The sequence below is a fragment of the Paenibacillus endoradicis genome (genome assembly GCF_024721975.1).
The window spans coordinates 409,769-431,488 of the sequence record NZ_JANQBB010000004.1; the positions used below are offsets into that span (position 1 = coordinate 409,769).

The window sequence follows — 21,720 nt, forward strand, 5'->3', positions numbered from 1 at the left end:
CGAATAGTAGTAAAAATATATGAATGACAGGAGAACACTAATGGAAAAATCGTACAATAATGAAAGTTTATTTTCAGATAGAGAAATATTTCGATGGCATGAACAAGAAAAAATATTGTATACACAAGAGTTACACGATACCGTTTTACAAGAACAAATTATGATGGCTAGAGCATTGGAACGACTAATGAAAGATTATGCTACTTTAAAAAGTGAAAATATTATAGATCAATTTGCAAAGTTATATGAACAACAGCAACATATTATTTATAGTATACGACAATATTGTTCGCAGTTAAGATCACCAGCACTACTTGGTGAGAATTTTGAGGCTTCCATTATAAGGCTTATTGATGGTGTTCACTTACAATCAAACATTGAAGTTAACTCTCATATTAGTGCTAATATCAGTTGTACTCAAGAAATTGAAAATCATCTATATCGTATCATTCAGGAGCTATTGCGTAATGCTATGAAACATTCTGAAGCTACGGAACTAACATTAAATCTTAATATCTATCATGAGAATATAGATCTTGAATATTATGATAATGGAATTGGTATGGAAATGACCCAAGAGTTTATGAAGAAGCGGGTGCAACATATGGGGCTGAGTGGATTATATTATCGAACAGAGATACTAGGTGGAAAACTATCTATAGAGAGTGAATTGAATCAAGGTGTAAAGGTCATCATCCACATTCCAAATTCAATTTATATTAAGTGAACCTTTATAGCAAAAGCTAGCCTTGACTTAATAAGGCTAGCTTTTTTATATTATCGCTAGAAGCTACGAAGAGATATTTAATTTTCTACGATAATCTGATGGTGAAACACCGTTATATTTTTTGAAAACGCGACTAAAGTAGAAGCTATCATGATAACCAACTAATTCCGCGACCTCAGCAACGCTGTAATGATGTGCACGAAGTAGCTCTCGAGAACGTTTCATGCGAAATGATGTTAGATAGTGATTAGGCGTCATACCTGTATATCGTTCGAATAGATACGCAAATCTTCTACGTTCTACACCAATGTATTGTGAGATATGTGTAACAGATAGTGGCCTATTGTAACGTAAATGCATATACTGAACTGCTTGAAGCATAAGTTCAGATTTTTTGCTTTGTGTACATTGCTGAATGGAGATTAATAGCGTTTCGATTAACTTAAAAAACAAAACTTTTGCTTGAATGTTTGTTAAAGGATTAGGAGATATATATCGTTCAGTAAGATCATCTATATATTGAGTAATGGATTCATTAAGACGTGATGGAATTAAAAATTGCTCTTTATACATCGGATAAGACATTTCATCTTCTTGGTTAATACGATACTGTAATACGGCATAGTTCCATGGCTCGTCTTCTTTCACTACAAGGTCTAACTTTATATTAGCACCAGTATGCAACAACGTACCTGGTTTTACATCATAATATGTACCATTAATGATTACGGCTGCACATCCTGCAAGTGTAATAATTAATTCACTACAGTCAGACGAGGTATATCCAGTGAACGATTGATAGGATGAGATTGTATGTTTCATAATATCTACAAACTGAATAGAGGCTTCAGAAAAATATTCTATTATTCGAGGTATTGGATATTCCATAATTGTATTTCCTTTCATTTCTTCATTGGGATTGCATAAATAAAGCCGTATATAAAGAACTATTGAGATTATTGAGGTTAAGTATACAAATGATAATAATTATCAGTATCAATTAAATTTTATCAAATGAATGACTAGCTGTACATGGACAAAAATACAATTTAGCTAAAATGTTTATAATGCTCGCGAAAAAATACCTATAAGAATAGCGTTATTACAATCATTAAGAGAAACATAGCATGGACAAAAGACGATATGAATACTAAGTAGAATGTAAAGTCTGATGAATGTAGTGCTTAATACAACATAATGAGTAATTATTTCATTATTAATTTGCCCCAGACTATAACTATTGCAAAACACTATAAGTTTTGTGTACAGACATAAGTTTTGCTCATAGTGAATAAAGTTGCACAAAGGAAAGATTCGGCGTATACTATAAAAAAACCAGTGAGTAGTATTTCGTGAAGCTACAAAAAGTTTAGGAGGGAATATTTTGAAATTACAAAGAGCGGCAATTCAACGATTGATGCTGGTAGGTATGGTGTTACTTTTAAGTTGGGGGACGATGGCTTGTTCCAATCAATCCTTGAATACAGAAGAAGATAGTGATGTCATTCATGTTGTGACGACGATAGCTCAAATAGCTAATCCGATATCAGAAATCGGCGCTGAACATGTTAAAGTAACGAGTCTAATGGGCTCAGGTGTTGATCCCCATCTTTACCAAGCAACAACAGGAGATATTTCGAAATTAGATAAAGGTGATGTGATTTTTTATAGTGGTCTACATCTTGAAGCGAATATGATCAAAGTATTTGACCAAATGAGTAAGGCCAAACCAGTTGTTGCAATCGGAGAAAGCATTGCAGAAGATGAGTTGCTGCGAGATATAAAAGGAGCAATTGACCCCCATATTTGGTTTGATATTGATCTATGGAAGCAAGCACTAACGGCTGCGACAGATCAACTAATTGAGATGAAACCACAGTATAAGGAAGATTTCCTTGCTAATAAGGAGCAGTACTTTGCCAAACTAGATAGTCTGAAACAGAAGAGTGTATCGAAACTTAGTGAGATTCCACAAGATCAACGAATATTAGTAACAGCACATGATGCGTTTGGATATTTTGGCAGAATGAATGATATTAAAGTTATTGGTTTACAAGGATTAAGTACGGAAGCCGAAATCGGACTTACTGATATCGAAGAAACGATTGATATTTTAATGGAACATAAAGTTCCAGCAGTATTTATCGAAAGTAGTATTAATCCAGCATCGATTCAAGCAGTAATTGAAGGAGCTCAAAAAAATGGCATCGATGTTCAATTAGGCGGATCGTTATATTCCGATGCGATGGGTGCAGAGGGCACCGATGAAGGCACGTATATTGGCATGTATGAACATAATGTAACAACAATTTATGAGGCATTAATGGGGAAGGGTGAGTAATATGTTACCTGTAATAAATGTTAACAATTTATCCGCAGCCTATCGTAAAAATCAAGTTCTTCAAGAAGTAGATTTTCAAGTGGAAGCAGGAACTCTAACAAGTATTGTCGGTCCTAATGGGGCCGGGAAATCAACATTAATTAAAGTAATGCTTAATCTACATCCACGTTTAACAGGAGATGTCTCCTTTATGGAAATGCCTTATAGCAAAGCGAAGAAACATATCGGTTACGTGCCGCAACGAGGATCTGTTGACTGGGATTTTCCAACGAATGCACTTGATGTGGTACTAATGGGACTATACGGAACTGTTGGATGGTTCAAATGGCCACAGAAAAAACATCGTGAACTAGCCATGCAAGCTTTGTCTGAGATGGGTATGGCAGATTATAGTAATCGGCAAATTAGTCAACTGTCAGGAGGACAACAACAGCGTGTATTTCTAGCTAGAGCATTGGTACAGGACGCTGATATTTATTTTCTTGATGAACCATTGGCAGGTGTTGATGCTGCAACGGAACGTGTCATTATGGATACATTACAACAATTAAAAAGTCGTGGTCGTACTGTTATGGTCGTCCATCATGATCTGCAGACGGTAGAGGATTATTTTGATCATGTGTTGTTACTTAATAGAACAGTTATTGCACATGGGGCAACTGATAAAGTATTTACTAATGACCATCTCTATGCTACCTATGGCGGTACGCTACGCTGGATGGGAGAGCGAGTGAGATGATCGGATTTTTATCATATAACGCACAATGGGTGTTGCTTAGTACATTGCTACTGGGGATGGCTTCAGGATTAATCGGAACGCTCTCTTACTGGAAGCGTCAAAGTTTAATGAGTGATACATTATCTCATGCAGCTTTACCAGGTGTCATCTTTGGTTTTTTAGTTGCTGGCAGTAAAAACATGCCACTCATGCTAATAGGAGCAGCGATTAGTGCACTATTAGGAGCATGGTTAATCAGTTGGATTACTTCCTCTACGCGGGTGAAAGAAGATGCAGCAATGGGTATTATTCTTTCAGTATTTTTTGGACTCGGAATTATGCTACTTACCTATGTGAATAGAATGCCAGGTGGTGGGCAAAGTGGACTGGATAATTTCATATTTGGGCAGGCAGCTTCAATGGTATCTAATGATGTGAAATGGCTATGTGTATTAGCTGTAATCGTTATTTGTATCGTTGGATTACTGTATAAGGAATGGAAGCTATTTCTATTTGATAGTGCATTTGCACAAGGGCTTGGTCTGTCGATTCGCTGGATGAATGCGATCTACACAGCTGTATTGGTGCTAGTCATCGTCATTGGTATTCAAGCGGTTGGTGTTATTCTTATGGCAGCATTACTAATTATTCCTGCAGTTAGTGCAAGATATTGGACGCAATCTTTTCGCTTAGTTCTCATTTTGTCAGCTGCTATTGGTGGTCTTTCAGGGGTGCTTGGAACATTTGTTAGTACGCTTGGCTCAGGCTGGCCGACAGGTCCATTTATCGTAATTGCAGCATCGAGCATTTTTATAATTTCATTAACATTCGGTACGAGTAAAGGATTACTCATGGTATATATTCAACGTCAACAGCAGCGTAAGCAATTGACTATAGCGGCGAAGCAGCGGGTCATAGAAAGGGGACAATAAGATGAGTTATACAGGTTGGATACTTCTCACAGCATCTTTAGTTGGTCTTTCATGTGGCTTAGTTGGTGTATTGCTTATATTACGACGGATGGCTATGATGGCAGATGCGATTAGTCATACTGTATTACTAGGTATTGTTGTTGCCTATATTGTTACTCAGCAATTAAGTGGTGTGCATATGTTAATTGGCGCGACAATAGCTGGACTGGTAACCGCATTACTTATTCAATGGTTTCATCAAGTAGGTGTACAGCAGGAAGCATCGATTGGTATCGTGTTTACAACATTATTCGCAATCGGAGTAATTCTTATTGCGACGAAGGTTGGTAATGCACATCTGGATGTGAAACATACACTTATGGGTGAGATTACATTTATCCCATGGGAAAAAGTTCATGTTCCGTTCTTAGGAGAGATCCCAGAGGCGGTAGTTATCTTATTATTCGTACTTCTAGTCGTCCTCTTTTTCGTGATTGCTTTCTATAAAGAATGGAAGCTAACTTCGTTCGATCCTATCTTTGCAGCAAGCATTGGTATTCCTGTTACGCTTATGCATTATGTATTTATGTCACTTGTATCGCTAACAAGTGTAGCGGCTTTCGATGCGGTCGGGGCGATAATGGTTATAGCGATGCTTATTACACCAGCGGCAGCGGCATATTTATGGACCGATAAATTGTATATGATGCTTATATTAAGTAGTCTGTTCGGTGTATTGTCTGCATTCATGGGTTATTATGGAGCAGTTTGGCTAGATACATCAATTTCAGGAGCAATGGCATTTGCAACGGGGATAATTTTTGCAATCAGTTTCCTTATTGCACCACGTTATGGCATTATCGGTAAGCGTCGTAAAATACAAGTTGCTGAGAATTAAGACTATTAATATGGTGATGAAATAAACAATAAAGGATACGACGAAGGAGTTATCGAGACTCATTCATATTATTTAATCTATAAGAAACATAAAAGAGGGTCTAGCTCCATTGTCATTATTATGACAATGGAGCTAGACCCTTCTATAGGATATTACAAGTTAGTTTTTAATCCATAAAGTTTCAATACGCTCAAGCGGAACATCTTTTGTTTCCGGTATCTTTTTCAAAGTGAAGAAGAAGGTGAAGATTGAAAGCACCGCAAATATACCGAATGTTAACGCTGGCCCAGCTGATGAAAGCAATGGTGGGAACGATTGTGATACAACATAATCAGCTATCCATAACGACATAGAAGCTATCGCTGTTGCTATACCACGAACATGGTTAGGGAATATTTCTGAGATGATTACCCATACAACAGGTCCTAGTGAAACTGCGAATGAAGCAACATATAACAGAATGAAAATTAATAACAAGTAGCCATCTGCATTTCCTGATTGGAAGCACCATGAGATAACAATTAAGCTAATCGCCATACCAGCAGAACCTACTAGTAATAATTGTTTACGACCAACCTTATCAATCAACCAGATAGCAAGAATTGTGAAGGCAAAATTGATAAACCCTATAAGAATAGTTTGAATCAGTGCTGCGTTCGTGCCAGCACCAGCTGCTTTGAATATTTCAGGCGCATAATACATAACGGCATTAATACCTGTTACTTGTTGCATAACAGCAAGGACAACACCGACGAAAAGTGCCATTCTTAAAGTTGGACTTTTCAATAATGTTTTGAATGTACCTTGTTTCTTCTTGAAGGATTGCTGGATATCAGCTAATTCTTCCTTGGCAAGTGTTGTACCATGAATTCTATTCAAAATGACAGTAGCTTCTTCATTACGATTTTTCTTAACTAGCCATCTTGGGCTTTCAGGAACGAAAAATAGTGCAATTAAGAAGATTACGCCAGGAATAATACCGACTCCGAACATCCATCTCCATGCGCTATCTACTTGCCAGTTATGATCGCCACTTGAAGAAATCCATAAGTTAACGAAGTAAACAAGAAAGATACCTGTAACGGTTGCAAGTTGATTCAATGCTACAAGACGACCACGATATTTTGTAGGTGCAACTTCAGCATTATATAATGGACAGATTGTAGAAGTAAGTCCGATACCAAGTCCACCAATAATACGAGCAATAATGTACATATTGAAAGTTTCAGGAATTGCAGATCCTATTGAACTGATAATGAAAAGAATAGCAGCTGCAATTAGTGTTCTTTTACGACCAAATTTATCACTGAGAATACCGGAAAAGCCTGCTCCGACAATACAGCCGACGATTAAGCTAGATACCGCCCAACCCACTTGGAAATCAGTTAAAGAAAATCGTTCTCCCATGAAGCCAATTGCGCCTGATACTACAGCTGTATCGAAACCAAATAATAATCCGCCTATAGCAGCGACAATAGAAATCAGTGTAACAAACTTCAAACTAGATGTTTCGTGTTGTGTCTGTTGTTGTGTGCTCATATACGATCCCCTCTAGCATGTAATCGATGCTATAACTTAATATGATGAATCCGTAAGTTATTGTAGCATGTTAATCATAGATGTTTATCAAGGGATTCCTTCAATTATTTGTGTAATAGTAGCACATTTTTAAGTAAGTGCTATTAATTAACCTGTTTCATCCTGTTTAAACGGTTGAACGGTATTCCGAAGGCGTTTTGCCAACTACTTTTTTGAATACTCTGCTGAAATAGTTAGGGTCATTATATCCCACCAAGTAACATATTTCCTTCAGGCTTATATCTTTATTTCGCATCCATTGTTTAGCATGATGAATGCGAATATTGGTAACATAGTCGATAAATGTTTCACCTGTTTGTTGCTTAAATACTTTGCTAAAGTAATATGGATTCAGATGCACATGTTCAGCAGTTTCTTCTAATGATAGCTCTCTTTCATAGTTCTTCTCAATATATTGAACTGCGTGATCAATCATATTAAAGGTCTGATGCTCTCGTTCTTGACGGATTTGCTGAATGGCTACTTGAACGTAGCTCATACGATCCGAGGCAGAAAGCAATAACGGCTGAGTTCCTTGTTGTTCCATGTTCTGAAATAAACATAATCGTTTCTTTTCATTGGCATTTGTGGAGGCAAATACTGCCTCAAAGTAAGACCTTCTTGATCCTTGCACGCCATGATGGATATTGCCAACACCTATCGTAATAATTTCATTATACCCAATGGTGACCATATCAATGTCCAATAGTACTTCGCATATCGCATCTAGATGTGATCGCATCGTATGTAACGAATAGCTGACCTCATCTGCCATAATAAAAATAGCGATATGGTCGTTGAAAACTGTACTTGCTACATATTGATATATGTCTGGTATGTGTTTATGTAGCTGTAATACAAACGCATCGTATAGTTCTTTTCGAAGCTGGTAAGATTGTGGCAATGCGATAACGATCGCGCAGCACTGCTTGATATCCAATTGCAAACTATCCGCAAGACTATAGATATCGTCGTTGGTTATCGTATCACTCATAAGTCCAAGAGCCAGCTCAGTCTTTACTAGAGGAATTAATTGTGACAATTGTTGATCCTTTAATTGTTGATGTTGGAAAACTTCTTGTTCCTTTACGATTTCATCGATTAGTGAATGCAAAAGTTTGACAATATCATCACGCTTTGCTGGCTTAACGAAGTAGTCCCTTACACCGATCTTAAGTGCTTCTCTTGCGTATTCAAAATAATCATATGCAGTCAGCAATACCATTCGAGTATGAGGTAACGCACTAATAATATTTTTCAATGCCGTAAGCCCATCAATTCCTGGCATACGAATATCCATCATAATAATATGTGGTTTATAGATAAGTGATTTCTGAATCGCATCACGACCATTCTCTGCTTGAATAATCTCGAATTGACCTGGCATCATATTGTTAATAATCCATTCCATACCTTCGCGTTCTAATGCTTCGTCATCCGCTATAAGTATCCGATACATATGCAACCTCCTAAAACTTTTCATATACTTCATGTAATAACTGCTTGCTTATGAAAAGTTACTTCGTAAGCTTTAGCTCTTGTTGTTTGGGAATCCGTAGTTTGATCGTTGTACCTACCCCGATCGTACTGTCAATATAGACCGCATGTTGTTGTCCATAAATTAATTGTAAACGTCTGAACACGTTACGGCTGCCAATACCTGTTGAGCCTTTTTTTTGCTCAGAAGATAATGGTATCTCCGAAGGTGAATCATAATTAAGTAAGTTCAACTTTGTTTGCTCATCCATGCCAGAGCCATTGTCCGATATTTCAATCCATGTGTAAGTTTTATCGCCGTAAATATGCAACGTAATCGTAGCCCCAGATTCCATGCCTTCAATGCCATGCATAAATATATTTTCTAATATTGGTTGTAATGTTAATACAGGTACGCGAGTAGTTAATTCCTCTTCATCTATATCTATAATGAAATGAACGCGATCACGAAACCGAGTTTGTTGAATATAAAAGTAATCTTTAGCATGCTTTACTTCATCTCTTAAAGGTACAGGTTTGTCCATTTGTCGCAAGTGATATCGGAGCAAATTAGCCATCGTTACCGTGAGATCACTTGTCTGTTCTGCACCTTCTATAAGAGCAAGTTTTGATAATACATTTAATGAATTAAATAAAAAGTGAGGATTAATCTGATTTTGTAATACGGCGATTTCATATTCACGTAACTGTTTATCTTTCTGCAGTGCTTCTTTATCAGAGTCCATAATCTTCATCAAATTCATTTTCATCTGTTCTAATGCATCACTCAAAATATAGAATTCACTGTTCGGTGAATAACGGGGAAGTGTGGCAGTTAGCTCACCATGAGAAATCTTCTCCGCAACGCTAACGAGTTGTTGAATCGGTTTCGTTATAAGTGAGGATATCCAATAAGCAAGTAAAAGACTCAACAAAGTGGTTGCAATGAGTAAGTAGATACCTGATTGTTTCATATCAGAAATTTCTAACATAATGGTTTGATACAGCCCTGAATATATAGATAACTCCTTACTTATTAAGTTATAACTTTCCTCAGAAATAAAGGAGGAGAGCTGCTTAATCTCATTGTAATAATCAACATAAGCAAGTGATGAATCTTGATCTAACATAAGCATTAATGTATTTTCACTACTCATATAGGAACTCAGTAGGTTGCGATAACTCGTTACGCCTAGTAACAATTTTCGATCAATTGGTTGTTGCTGCAATTGAGCTTGTAAGCTTGAAAGTTGTTCATTATTGTTGAGCTGTAATAATATCGACGAGTCTTTTTGATCGGTATATTGCGAAATATAGTTCACTTGCAGTTGAACTTGTTCATCGACTTGTTGATATAGTAGCACCCGAGTTAGCATCGTGTTATAACTTTCGTTCACACGGTAACTACTCTGAAATAATACATATGAAATGATGCTATTAAGTAACAATAGCAGTGGTAAAACAATAAATAGTATTTTTCTTGTGCTCATTAGGTAAACTCCGATCAGTTGGTTACAACTGTAGTTGTAATGTACTGCTTCATCTGAATGTCACCATGGTTGAAGTATTCATTCAACGTAATGATCGCTTGACGGCCAATTTCTACAGGTTGTTGGACGATAGAAGCTTGGATTAATCTCTCAGATAGTAATTGCTTTGTAGTAGATAAATTATCAAAACCATATACAGTGACATTATTTTTCTCAATCGATTGTAAACCTTCGACAATTCCAATCGCATCGAGACCGCTAAAACCAACAATAATAGAAATTTCTGGATATGTATTCATCATTTCAACCGTTTGCTTAGCTGCTTCTAATTTAGAAATATTAGATGATCGAATATCAACAATATTAATAAAAGGCTGTACAGCTAGTCTCTCCTGAAATGCTTCTAAACGTAAGATTTGATTACTTGCCTGCTCACTTCCTATAATGACTCCAATCTGGGCTTTATTATCAACCTGTTCTAGAATGAGCTCGGCCATTTGTTGACCAGCTAATTGATGATCGGTGCCGATATAGGCAATTCGTTGACTTTGCGGAGCATCCATATCAACCGTTACGACAGGAATGTTCTTTGCAGAGGCCCGTGCAATCAAGTCTATATATTCGGGTTCTTCAACCCCTTGAGCAATAATCGCATCAGGTGAGGAGGCGATCGCCTTTTGCAAAAGTTTGAGTTGATCCTGAACATTATTCGTACTAGGGCCAACATATTGAATCTCCATATTATATTGTTGGGCAACATCATGTGCACCTTGTGACATCTGTTTCCAAAATGGATTGTCATATTGTTGCGCAATAAATATGACGTGCTTCTTTTCTAGCTCAGTACTATTGCTTCCATTTAACTGTGCGGCAAAGCTATCTATTTGAACAACAGAGGCAACAAATCTAGTAAGAAAGACTGCTACGGTTGCAATTAATACAATAGTGAGAACACGTTTGGCCATAATGACACACCCTTGCTGTAATGATAGGAGTTAGCTTATCACAAACTGAACTGAAATATGAATGATGATCATTTATTTATTTTCGATAAAAAATGATATTGATGAAATATTGTTATTCAACTCTGGTGAAGATAGAGAATAAGGTTATCGTTATGGTCTGCCTAAGTATTATCTAGACTTAGAGCGACGAACTCATATTGTATGACAGAAGTGATCATCGGGAAATGAGGCTGACGAGAAATAATGAGTAATCAGAAAAATTCGAAGCTATATAGTCAACTAATATGGAGCATGATGAAGACTGGCTTTCTTGGATTTGGAGGTGGTCCTTCTGTTGTTCCGTTAATCCGACATGAAGCTGTGAAAGCCTATAGTTGGCTAAGTGACGATGAGTTTGGAGAAATATTCGTCTTAGCTAATACATTACCCGGTCCTATTGCAACAAAGATGGCTGGTTACCTTGGGTATCGATTAAAAGGAGTATTCGGTGCAGTTATTGCAGTTATAGCTCATATTCTTCCTTCCTCTATTGCAATGATAGCCTTAATGTCAGTTGTTGGTTATTTCAGTAGCTCACTAGCAGTCCAAGGGATGATTAGTGCAGTTGTACCAGTTGTAGCTGTTATGCTCGGTGCAATGGCATATGAATTTGCGGAGAAAGCGGTAAAAGGATTAGGTATCTATTTCGGTATTGTCTTTTTCGTACTCGCTTTGCTGCTACTGCAGGTGATTAATATGCATCCTGCGATTGTTATTATACTCTTTATTGTTTATGGAACGATGCACTTTAAGCTAGTTGATCGATGGAAAGATAATAAGGTTCAGAAGGGGGAAGAATGATAGTGAATTGGATTGAACTTATCCAGTTATTTATAGGCTTCTTTGTCGCTAATGTTTTGGGATATGGTGGTGGTCCAGCTTCAATCCCTCTTATTTATAATGAAGTAGAAAAATATGCTTGGTCCACACCAACCGAGTTTTCTAATATAATTGCATTGGGTAATGCACTGCCAGGGCCAATATCAACTAAAATAGCAGCTTATATAGGTTATGACGTAGCTGGAATAGTAGGAAGTATTATTGCACTTATAGCTACAATAGTGCCATCAATTATCGCTTTAATTGTCATGCTGAAATTTCTGCAAAAATATCGCGAGTCAAAAGTGGTAAAAGGTATTAGCTTGCTAGTGCAACCAGTTATCGCAATGCTAATGCTTGTGCTTACTTGGCAAATGGCAGCTAACTCTATTGGAGATATCGGCTGGTTACAAACAATCATTATTGCTCTCGTGGCACTTTGGGCGATGCAAAAGAAAAAGATTCATCCCGCTTTTGTAGTACTAGCTGCCTTTATATATGGAGGTTTCCTACTCCCTTACTTCTGATTTAATTGCCTTGTTATTAGAAATTTATCTGTTGCTACTACCCACTCCGTTGTATGATTGACTAAGGACGTGGTTAAATCCATTATGGTAGATCACGATCATCAGAGCTTGATTAAGACATGAGGGGTAGATGCACTGTGGCAAGCGAACACGTTAATGGATTTATTATTGATTTGGATGGAACGGTATATACGGGACAACAGGATATTCCGGGAGCAATTAATGGGCTACGCAAGTTGCAACAGCATAACATTCCATTTCTTTTTCTAAGTAATCGTGGCAATTATTCGAGGGCAATGTGTCAAGAAAAGCTTGCTATTATGGGGATCCAAGTAGATGCTGAGCAAATTGTATTAAGTTCAACAGTTACTGCCAGATACTTGCGAGAGCATTATCCTCAAGATGCGATTTGGACGCTTGGTGATGCAGGATTAGCCGAAGAGTTACGATCACATAAGTTAGTCATAGCTGAAAAGCCTGAACAAGCTAAATGGCTAGTTATCACTTTACATGAATCTTTAACGTATGAAGATTTGAATATGGCATTTCGTGCTGTACGAGGTGGAGCGCAAATTATTGCAACGAATGAAGATCGCATGTTTCCAACTGAAGCGGGAGATTGTATTGATGTAGCGGGTATGATCGGCGCGATTGTATATGCAACTGGAGTCGAAGTAACTAAAGTAATGGGTAAGCCGTCTACGATTATGGCAGATACTGCACTATCTATTCTAGGCCTACCAGCATCTGAGTGTATGGTAGTCGGAGATAGTATCGCTTCAGACGTAATGTTAGGTAAGCTTCATGGAATAGCAACAGCATTAGTATTAACAGGATCAACTACTGCCGAAGATATAGAACAAAGTGAGATTAAACCTGATATCGTTGTGGGTAGTTTGGCTGCACTAATTGATCAACATATATCTATATAATATTCGAATATCATATGACTATAAATAAGGGCGAACAAGTCAGGAAACGACTTGTTCGCCCTTATTTTGCAAAAAAAATGCTACGCAGAACTACATACCACGTATATAGGAAGTAGGTGCATCAATATGACCCGTAACTTGCTTCATAGCATGCAATGCCCAGTATGGATCATTGAGCATGCCACGTCCGATCGCAATAAGATCAGCATCTTGATTAGCCAGTACAGATTCTGCAATTTCTGGTTGTTCAAGTTTGCCTACAGCAATAATCGGAATATTCGGGAAAGCCGCCTTGAATGCTCGTGCATATGGCACTTGGTAAGCAGCGTGATGACCTGGTTGAACTACAGAAACCGGACCTTCACCGCCTGTTGATACATGGAAGCAATCAACGCCTGCTTCATAATAACGCTTTGATATCGCAAGAGAATGTTCCAAAGTATAGCCGTTCTCCATATATTCAACTGCAGAAATACGGAATAATAACGGCATTTCAACTGGCATAACTGATCTTGCTGCTTGCACGATTTGTTCTCCAAATAGTGCGAGATCTAAGCCATATTGATCGTCACGTTGATTAATATTAGGTGAGTGGAATTGATGAATTAAATAACCATGTGCACCATGAATTTCGATACAATCAAAGCCGCATTTTACAGCACGATTGATGGCATCTTTGAATTTCTCGACAGTAGCTTCGACTTCTTCAGTTGATAAAGCATGTGGCTTAGGTGAGGTTTCATCATGTGTTACAGAAATAGCTGATGAAGACACAGCATCTGGTGCATCGGTAGCTTTTCTTCCGGCATGAGCGATCTGTATACCAATTTTGGCACCTTGTTTATGCGCAGCATCAACGATACGTCGGAATGCAGGGATATGATCATCGGACCATAAACCAAGGCAACGATTAGTAATTCTGCCTCTAGGTTCAACATTTGTCATCTCGACAATGATAAGAGCTGTACCTCCGATAGCACGTGAAGTGTAGTGGATGTGATGCCAATCATTCGGAATACCATCATTATCTTCAACAGCGTATTGACACATCGGAGCCATAACGATGCGATTTTTCAATGTCATGTTCTTTAATACAAATGGTTGATCAATGTAAGTCATTTTTCATCATCCTTCATCTATTATTGATTATGTGAAATAGTGACAAATTATTGACAACAAGTTTTGGACAAGCTCCAAAACTTGCTCAAAAATTTCCAATTGGAAGTTACAGTTGATACAATATATATATGCTTAAAGGTAAAACTACTTTTCTAACAATTGTTCAAGGCCGCTAATGAGTAATTTACATCGCGGATATTGTTTCAATGTATTCATCATCCCCTTCATTATTGCTTGACTAGGCCTTTCAGTTTGGAGTTGTTCCAACAAAATGACAAGCGACTCCGTTTCTAATTGGTCATCATTAGTTTTCAATAATTGAGTAATCTTTTCTATAATATGTTGTAATGTGATTGTATTTTCGGTAGAAATACATCTAAGATTGAACATCTCTTCTGTAACATATCCTACAGTTGCGTTATAAGCAATTGCATTCGTCTTGTCAACTAGGCTATGTGATAGCGATGCAATATCAATAGGTACCTTTTGTGTTATCAAAAACTCAGAATACCCTTTTAGATTCCCTTTAATACAAAGTAATAGATCGTATTTTATTGGCTCAACCGAGGAACCATATACTGTATCAATCAGCTTTAATAAAGATGCAGAAAATTGCTGATCATAAAAAGCAATTTTCTCAAATAAATTTTTGTTTACGTGGAGCATTTGCTCTTTAACAAAAATTAAAGCGAATTTACTATGTGATTCAAGTGACTGGAACATGATAGTATATAATGTGAAAAATTTATGTTCATTGGGAACTTCGCTGCTGACCACTCGGTCAATATCGTTTGTTATACCCATCATAAAGTTGTCCACAATTGAGAATATGAGCTCCTCTTTAGATTTAAAACTAAGATAGAAAGCACCTTTAGAAATTCCGCATTTTTCAGTTATTTCTTGAATTGACGTGGATTCAAAGCCTTTCTCAGCAAATAATTCAATAGCCTTAGTAATGATTAGCTGTTTTTTTGGCATAAGATTATCCCTCGCTTTTAGTATCGGTTGACATATGACTCATTAGTCATTATTATAAAAAATATAAGATAGAGAGTCAAGAAAGGATAGGTGTACTAGTGAACTCGATAGTTAATTTTGTATTGAAAAATAAGTTGGCAGTATGGTTACTCACCATAATTATAACGTTTTCAGGTGTGTATTCATCAACAAAAATGAATATGGAGACGATTCCAGATATCTCAATTCCATATTTAATGGTTATGGATGTGTATCCTGGAGCAACCGCTGAGCAGGTAATGGATGAGGTTACCGTTCCACTTGAAAAGATTCTCGAAAATCTAAGTGGAGTAAAAACTGTTATGTCTACTTCCTATTCTAGCATGTCTAGTCTACAAGTGGAGTATGATTATGGCACAGATATGGCCGAGGCAAAGCGCGAAATTCAAGCAGCACTTGATGGAGTGAAATTGCCAGCCAATGCTCAAGAGCCAATGATTACGGCGATCAGCTTTAACATGATGCCTATTCTAGCGCTAAGCGTAAGTAGTGATAAAGAAGATATTGTTAACTTGACTCATACGGTTGAAGATATTTTACTACCTAAGATTGAGAAAATTGAGGGTGTAGCTTCAGCAACAATGACTGGTCAACATATTGAAGAGGTAGAACTTACTTATAACACCGAAAAAATGGCTAGCTTAGGTGTAACAGAAGAGACGATCTCAAATCTAATCAAAGCAAGTGATATGTACACTTCGTTAGGTATATTTGAATTCGAAGAAGCTGAACAAGCGATCTCCGTTGATGGTAAATTCATGACAATGGACGATCTTAGCGAAATGCTGATCCCGGTAACACCAACTGCAGATCAACCAGCACCGTTTGTAAAATTAGGTGAGCTTGCTAATATTGAATTAGTAGGTAAAGTTCAATCAGTTTCACGTACTAATGGTCAAGATGCGATTGCGATTCAAATTGTGAAAGCTCAGGATGCTAATACGGTGACTGTTGTTAATGAACTGAAGGATTTAATGAAAGATGAGCAAGCGAGTATAGATGGTCTGGTAGTAGAAACAACACTTGATCAAGGCGCTCCTATTGAAAAATCCGTTCTAACGATGGTAGAAAAAGCAGTATTTGGTGGCTTGATCGCCGTTCTTATTATTCTATTGTTCTTACGTGATTTCAAATCAACAATCATATCTATTGTATCAATTCCGGTATCATTATTTATGGCTTTACTTGTACTAAACTGGTTAGATATTACACTGAATATTATGACACTAGGTGCAATTACTGTTGCGATTGGTCGTGTTATTGATGACTCCATCGTCGTCGTCGAGAATATCTATCGACGCTTGCATCTTAAGGAAGAGAAACTAACTGGTCGTGCACTTGTTCGTGAAGCAACGATTGAGATGTTCAAACCAATTCTATCTTCTACATTAGTAACGGTTGCAGTATTTGCTCCACTAGTGTTTGTAGGTGGAATGATCGGAGAATTGTTCTTACCGTTCGCTTTAACGATGAGCTTTGCGTTAATTGCATCCTTGATTGTTGCAATTACTATCGTTCCGGCACTGTCTCATATCTTATTTAAGAAAAAATTGTATGCTCCAAAAACAGAGAGCAAACATAAAGAAGTAGGTACACTAGCTAAGAAATATAGAGGTGTATTAGAGTGGACGCTTAAACATAAAGCGATTACGTCTATCATTTCTATTGTAATATTGGTAGGAAGTGTCATGCTAACTCCATTGATCGGAGTAAGTTTCCTTGGTAGTGAAGAAGACAAAGTAATGTATCTAACGTACGCGCCAAAAGCTGGTGAATTACATGAAGATACACTTAAATATGTAACAGAAGTAGAACAAAAATTAATTGCTCGTGAAGATGTTGATATCGTTCAATTATCTATTTCAGATAGTGCAGATATGATGTCAATGATGTCCGGCGGAGCAGGTGGATCGTTAATGTATGTTATCTTCGATCCAGATATGAAAAACTTCCCAGAAGTACGCGAAGAAATTGAAGAATATGTGAAGGGTATTGGCCACCCAGGTCGTTGGGGAAGTCAAAACTTCTCAATGAGTGCTATGTCTAGCAACGAAGTAAGTTATACACTTCACAGTGAAGACTTGAGTAATTTGGAAGAAGCTGTTCTCAAAGTTGAAGAAACATTACAAGGAAGTTCCTTGTTAACAGATGTATCTTCAACAAAAGAAGAAAGCTATGAAGCATTTACAATCAAAACAGATCAAGCTACATTATTGCAATATGGATTAACAACGGCACAAATCGTTATGATGTTATATCCTGATAACTCAGAACAGGTATTAACAAAAGTCGAAAGTGACGGGAAATCAATCGAAGTCATTGTTCAAAAAGAAGCAGTTACTCCAAAATCATTTGAAGATATATTGAAAATGCCTGTACAAACACCGATGGGGACAACGGTTGAGCTTGGTGATATTGTTGAGATAGAGGAAGGTTATGCTGTAAGTAGCCTTACTCGAAGCGAAGGACAGTATACGGCTACAGTATCCGGTACAATTGTTGGTGAAGATGTATCGAAAGCATCTTCAGATGTAGGTGGAAAAGTAGAAGCACTTGAATTACCTAAAGGCGTTGAGCTAGGCGAAGCAGGAGCAATGGCTGACATTCAAGAAGCATTTATCCAACTTATTGTTGCAATGCTTGCTGCAATAGCGATTGTCTACTTCATTCTTGTTGTAACATTTGGAGAAGGACTTGCGCCATTCGTAATTCTACTTTCATTACCGTTTACGGTGATCGGTGCATTCGCAGGACTGTTCATAACAGGTGAAACAATTTCTGTACCAGTTATGATGGGACTACTAATGCTCATAGGTATCGTCGTTACGAATGCGATTGTACTAGTCGACCGCATTATTCATATGGAACGTGATGGACTTTCATTACGTGAATCTATTCTAGAAGCTGGAACGACTCGTCTTCGTCCGATCTTAATGACGGCGATCGCGACGATCGGTGCGATGATCCCACTAGCAATTAGTGGTGGTGGTGGGGGCTTTATCTCTAAAGGTCTTGCCATTACAGTAATCGGTGGTTTGGCAAGTTCGACATTGCTAACACTAATCATTGTTCCAGTTGTATATGAAATGTTATCTAAACTACTGAAGAAAAATCGTCGTGAAGTAGAAGAAAACTAATAACCTTTAATAGAAAAGCAGTTTGTGCTTGAACGAAGTTGTTCAAGTACAAACTGCTTTTTTTAATTTGGTGCAAGCCAGGAGAAGTAAGGGATGTTACGTAATATTCCGAACGTAATTGTCAAAGTAATCATGAATATCATTATGATATTTGCAGACAACTTTTTGTGAAAATGCTGAGAGAGCCAGTATAAACCGTACAGCGGGATTAAGGAATAGATCAACATATTATAGTGAAATGACGCCTGGAAATTGAATTGTAATAGCTCGATTGCTGCTCGAGTAACGCCGCAACCCGGACAGTACAATCCTGTTAACGTGTGAAACGGACAAGGTATTCCGAGATTTGTAAGTGGTAACCATAATTTAAGGTAAGCTACTGATCCAATTGCAAAGAAAGAACCCCAAAATAATTTAGGATTCTTTCTAGTGAAAGATTGGAACTTATAATAACTTGTTAACATCATTTTGTACTAGTGCGTAGGATACAATTCCAAAGCCGAAGATGAACAGAACAAGGTATAGAATGGAATTGTCAGAACCGTGGAAACCACGTTGACGTTGTGCTTCATAAATATGCTTACCTGCTTGGTAACCCCATACGATTGACCAAATTCCACAAGTTACAATTGTTAATAGGAAGTGCTTTCCACCTGTAAAGCTTGAATCACCACTTAATTTACCAAGGTCATTAGTGAGAACAATGAACCAATAAATTCCATATAAACCACAAGTAATAAGTGATAATATGATACATAATGCGATATTTCTTTCCTGAATCATGTAAAATCTCCTTTTATGTATATAATCAAGTTGATACAACCTTTATATTATAGGAGATAAATACTGGTTATGACAAGGGGAGTTACTATAAAATTCCATTAAATGACGATATTTTGTTGATCGGCAATAGATCTAATATAGGTTGCTGCAGCATGATATTGATCATTAGTCGATAGGTGCTCGATAATAATCGGAGTATCTCCTTGCAACAAGTTCAATCGTTGGAGTAATACAGCATAATTAAGTTGTCCTTGTCCAGGAACAACTTCATCAAAGTGCAGTGTTAGCTTTGGCTGTAGATAGATATCTTTGGCATGTACATTTTTAATATAAGGACCAAGTTTTTCAATGAAGTCAATAATAAGCAGGTCATTGTGATAGTAGGTATGAGGTGTATTAATAATATTAACGGGATCAAAGTGCACTGCGAAAGCTTTGCGATCAATTGCTTTTACTAATTGCACATAACTTTCTACGCTATTAGGAAAAATCCAAGGCATCATTTCTAGAGCATAATATGTTCTAGTAGGTTGAACTGCATCGATAATAGTTCGAACAGTATCTACAATAAGAGCGAAAGTATAGTTACTTAAATTGTCTGCATGTGGTCCATCCCATTGCTCACTACGTGATCCTGCTATGTTCACGCATACTCCAGCACCTATTTCATTAGCTAGATTCAATCTTTGAATGCAATGATCGATGGCACTTTTCGCTAAAAGGTCGTTCGGACTTATCGGATTACTCCATGCTCCAACTTCAGCGATAACAATATCATATTGCTTAGCGACGGCAAGATAATGTGCGGCAAGATTCATATTAGATCCATCAAAGGGACAAGTGGTTGCGCGAAAACGAGCTTCATATAATGCTTTACCCCAAGTTTCGGGAGTTCCTTGTTCAATGAACACCTGACCACCTAAACGCATTTGTATATCACCTCAACGTAGTATTGTACTCTAAGATTAGATTATCATGAACGCGCGTTTATGTAAATTACAGAAATGACTTGGATGATTTTTAGTTGAAAAGGTAGCAAAAGTTGACAATGGTAGAGTTTAAGCGATATGATAAATAAATGAACGCGTGTTTATTTGAAAGTAGGTAACTAATTGAAAAAATCTGAAATTAATAGTATAGAGGTTGCTCGACTTGCAGGTGTATCACGTAGTACGGTAAGTCGCGTAGTTAATAACTATCCGAATGTACCCCTTGAAACGAAAGAGAAAGTGATGAAGGCGATTAAAGAACTCAATTACTTTCCAAATGTATCAGCTCAAATGTTAGCAGGCAAAAAGTCTCGAACCATTGGTTTATTTATGGTTAGTTCAGGCGAAGTTTCTGTAGACGTACTTACGAATATGATGATTGTAAGTGTCATTGAAAATGCTTCAGATTATGACTACTATGTATTGACATACATTATTCGTGACACCACAGACGAAGATATTATAAACAATGTGAAAGAAATTTTTTACCAGCGTAGAATTGATGGTGGTATCTTTATCGGTACAGATCATTATGAACCTTTTGTTGAGGAATTGATTCAAGAAGGCTTTATTATTGGAGTATTCGATCAGGAGCATCCAGAACATACAACTGGCAACCGGATTGTAGCAAATTTCAATAATGAATCAGGGATGAAGCAAGCGGTGGCTTATTTAGTAGGTCTTGGACATCGTGAGATTGGTGTTATTAATGGAAATGTAAAGCGACTATCAGGTGAGCGCAAATACGAAGGATTTACCCAAGCGATGGAGTTAAGTTCCTTACCTGTTAATCCAAGCTGGATAATATCTGCAGATTTTACGGAAGAGGCTGGATATAGCTCAATGAAACGATATTTCGAACTTCAAGAGCCATTGCCAACGGCATTTGTCGCTGCTAATGATAGTATAGCATTCGGTGCAATTCGTGCGATTCGTGAACAAGGACTACAAGTTCCCTCTGACATTTCGGTTATTGGGTTCGATGATCATGTCTTAAGCGAGAAGCATTCTCCACCATTAACAACGGTTAAAGTAGATTTCAAACGTTTGTTCAAAGATTTAATGAGTGTTTTAATCTCTAAAATTGAAAAACCTTCAGATGATATTAGACAGGTTAGTGTTGATAGTTCCTTAATTATCCGTGATTCTTGTATGCGGAAGGAATAAGATATCATATAAAGTTGATCTAATGCATATAAAGCTCTAATTAGCTAGTTCTAACATGAATTAGCTATGCTCTAATATAAACGCGCG

The 21,720-nt window shown here is 37.3% G+C and carries 20 protein-coding genes; 10 read left to right on the forward strand and 10 right to left on the reverse strand.

What is annotated here, in order from left to right; genetic code table 11:
- The first annotated feature begins 40 nt into the window (after positions 1-40).
- The gene (locus NV377_RS15860; RefSeq protein ID WP_258201763.1) at positions 41-727 is read left to right on the forward strand and encodes a sensor histidine kinase; all 687 of its coding nucleotides are present in this window, start codon (positions 41-43) and stop codon (positions 725-727) included.
- A 63-nt stretch (positions 728-790) separates the two neighbouring features.
- Here the strand turns inward: NV377_RS15860 and NV377_RS15865 are convergent, their stop codons facing one another.
- Positions 791-1,615: a helix-turn-helix domain-containing protein gene (locus NV377_RS15865; RefSeq protein WP_258201764.1), complete on the reverse strand. Its 825-nt coding sequence runs from the start codon at positions 1,613-1,615 to the stop codon at positions 791-793.
- Between the two features lie 529 nt (positions 1,616-2,144).
- Here NV377_RS15865 and NV377_RS15870 point away from each other — a divergent pair.
- Genes NV377_RS15870 through NV377_RS15885 form a run of 4 tightly spaced genes read left to right on the forward strand, consistent with a single transcriptional unit; the run spans position 2,145 to position 5,595 of the window.
- The gene (locus NV377_RS15870) at positions 2,145-3,068 is read left to right on the forward strand and encodes a metal ABC transporter solute-binding protein, Zn/Mn family (protein ID WP_373425826.1); all 924 of its coding nucleotides are present in this window, start codon (positions 2,145-2,147) and stop codon (positions 3,066-3,068) included.
- Between the two features lies 1 nt (position 3,069).
- Entirely contained in the window at positions 3,070-3,807 is a 738-nt protein-coding gene (locus NV377_RS15875; RefSeq protein WP_258201765.1) for a metal ABC transporter ATP-binding protein, read from the forward strand.
- The gene (locus NV377_RS15880; RefSeq protein ID WP_258201766.1) at positions 3,804-4,718 is read left to right on the forward strand and encodes a metal ABC transporter permease; all 915 of its coding nucleotides are present in this window, start codon (positions 3,804-3,806) and stop codon (positions 4,716-4,718) included. The genes NV377_RS15875 and NV377_RS15880 overlap by 4 nt, the downstream gene beginning before the upstream one ends.
- Before the next feature lies 1 nt (position 4,719).
- The gene (locus NV377_RS15885; protein WP_258201767.1) at positions 4,720-5,595 is read left to right on the forward strand and encodes a metal ABC transporter permease; all 876 of its coding nucleotides are present in this window, start codon (positions 4,720-4,722) and stop codon (positions 5,593-5,595) included.
- Between the two features lie 159 nt (positions 5,596-5,754).
- On the opposite strand, the gene NV377_RS15890 is transcribed toward NV377_RS15885, so the two are convergent.
- The 4 genes from NV377_RS15890 to NV377_RS15905 all read right to left on the reverse strand — a co-directional run bounded on the left by NV377_RS15890 (position 5,755) and on the right by NV377_RS15905 (position 11,104).
- Positions 5,755-7,134 carry a sugar porter family MFS transporter gene (locus NV377_RS15890; RefSeq protein WP_258201768.1) on the reverse strand — a complete coding sequence of 460 codons (1,380 nt, stop codon included), beginning with the start codon at positions 7,132-7,134 and terminating at the stop codon, positions 5,755-5,757.
- A 166-nt stretch (positions 7,135-7,300) separates the two neighbouring features.
- On the reverse strand, positions 7,301-8,632 hold the full coding sequence (locus NV377_RS15895) for an AraC family transcriptional regulator (RefSeq protein WP_258201769.1): 1,332 nt from the start codon (positions 8,630-8,632) through the stop codon (positions 7,301-7,303).
- A gap of 58 nt (positions 8,633-8,690) precedes the next feature.
- The gene (locus tag NV377_RS15900; protein ID WP_258201770.1) at positions 8,691-10,139 is read right to left on the reverse strand and encodes a sensor histidine kinase; all 1,449 of its coding nucleotides are present in this window, start codon (positions 10,137-10,139) and stop codon (positions 8,691-8,693) included.
- 14 nt (positions 10,140-10,153) lie between these two features.
- Entirely contained in the window at positions 10,154-11,104 is a 951-nt protein-coding gene (locus tag NV377_RS15905) for a substrate-binding domain-containing protein (protein WP_258201771.1), read from the reverse strand.
- Between the two features lie 243 nt (positions 11,105-11,347).
- Here NV377_RS15905 and chrB point away from each other — a divergent pair, with 243 nt between their 5' ends.
- The 3 genes from chrB (at position 11,348) to NV377_RS15920 (ending at position 13,421) form a co-directional block, all read left to right on the forward strand.
- Positions 11,348-11,944: a chromate efflux transporter ChrB gene (gene chrB, locus NV377_RS15910; protein ID WP_258201772.1), complete on the forward strand. Its 597-nt coding sequence runs from the start codon at positions 11,348-11,350 to the stop codon at positions 11,942-11,944.
- On the forward strand, positions 11,941-12,489 hold the full coding sequence (chrA, locus tag NV377_RS15915; protein ID WP_308860145.1) for a chromate efflux transporter ChrA: 549 nt from the start codon (positions 11,941-11,943) through the stop codon (positions 12,487-12,489). The genes chrB and chrA overlap by 4 nt, the downstream gene beginning before the upstream one ends.
- A 137-nt stretch (positions 12,490-12,626) precedes the next feature.
- Positions 12,627-13,421 (forward strand): HAD-IIA family hydrolase, encoded by a 795-nt coding sequence (locus NV377_RS15920; RefSeq protein ID WP_258201773.1) that lies wholly within the window; start codon positions 12,627-12,629, stop codon positions 13,419-13,421.
- Between the two features lie 90 nt (positions 13,422-13,511).
- Here NV377_RS15920 and NV377_RS15925 read toward each other — a convergent pair whose 3' ends face one another.
- A complete protein-coding gene (locus NV377_RS15925; protein WP_258201774.1) occupies positions 13,512-14,540 on the reverse strand; it encodes an NADH:flavin oxidoreductase/NADH oxidase in 1,029 nt (342 codons plus the stop codon).
- Positions 14,541-14,684: 144 nt separating this feature from the next.
- Entirely contained in the window at positions 14,685-15,518 is an 834-nt protein-coding gene (locus tag NV377_RS15930; RefSeq protein WP_258201775.1) for a TetR/AcrR family transcriptional regulator, read from the reverse strand.
- A 98-nt stretch (positions 15,519-15,616) separates the two neighbouring features.
- Here NV377_RS15930 and NV377_RS15935 point away from each other — a divergent pair, with 98 nt between their 5' ends.
- On the forward strand, positions 15,617-18,694 hold the full coding sequence (locus tag NV377_RS15935; protein ID WP_258201776.1) for an efflux RND transporter permease subunit: 3,078 nt from the start codon (positions 15,617-15,619) through the stop codon (positions 18,692-18,694).
- Between the two features lie 62 nt (positions 18,695-18,756).
- On the opposite strand, the gene NV377_RS15940 is transcribed toward NV377_RS15935, so the two are convergent.
- The 3 genes from NV377_RS15940 to NV377_RS15950 form a co-directional block, all read right to left on the reverse strand.
- Positions 18,757-19,161, reverse strand: coding sequence for a DUF2752 domain-containing protein (locus tag NV377_RS15940; RefSeq protein WP_308860146.1), 405 nt, complete (start codon positions 19,159-19,161; stop codon positions 18,757-18,759).
- On the reverse strand, positions 19,139-19,477 hold the full coding sequence (locus NV377_RS15945) for a DUF4234 domain-containing protein (protein WP_258201777.1): 339 nt from the start codon (positions 19,475-19,477) through the stop codon (positions 19,139-19,141). The genes NV377_RS15940 and NV377_RS15945 overlap by 23 nt, the downstream gene beginning before the upstream one ends.
- Positions 19,478-19,575: 98 nt before the next feature.
- The gene (locus NV377_RS15950; protein ID WP_258201778.1) at positions 19,576-20,406 is read right to left on the reverse strand and encodes a sugar phosphate isomerase/epimerase family protein; all 831 of its coding nucleotides are present in this window, start codon (positions 20,404-20,406) and stop codon (positions 19,576-19,578) included.
- Positions 20,407-20,589: 183 nt separating this feature from the next.
- Between NV377_RS15950 and NV377_RS15955 the strand changes: the two genes are divergently transcribed.
- On the forward strand, positions 20,590-21,633 hold the full coding sequence (locus NV377_RS15955; RefSeq protein WP_258201779.1) for a LacI family DNA-binding transcriptional regulator: 1,044 nt from the start codon (positions 20,590-20,592) through the stop codon (positions 21,631-21,633).
- Positions 21,634-21,720: the final 87 nt, after the last annotated feature.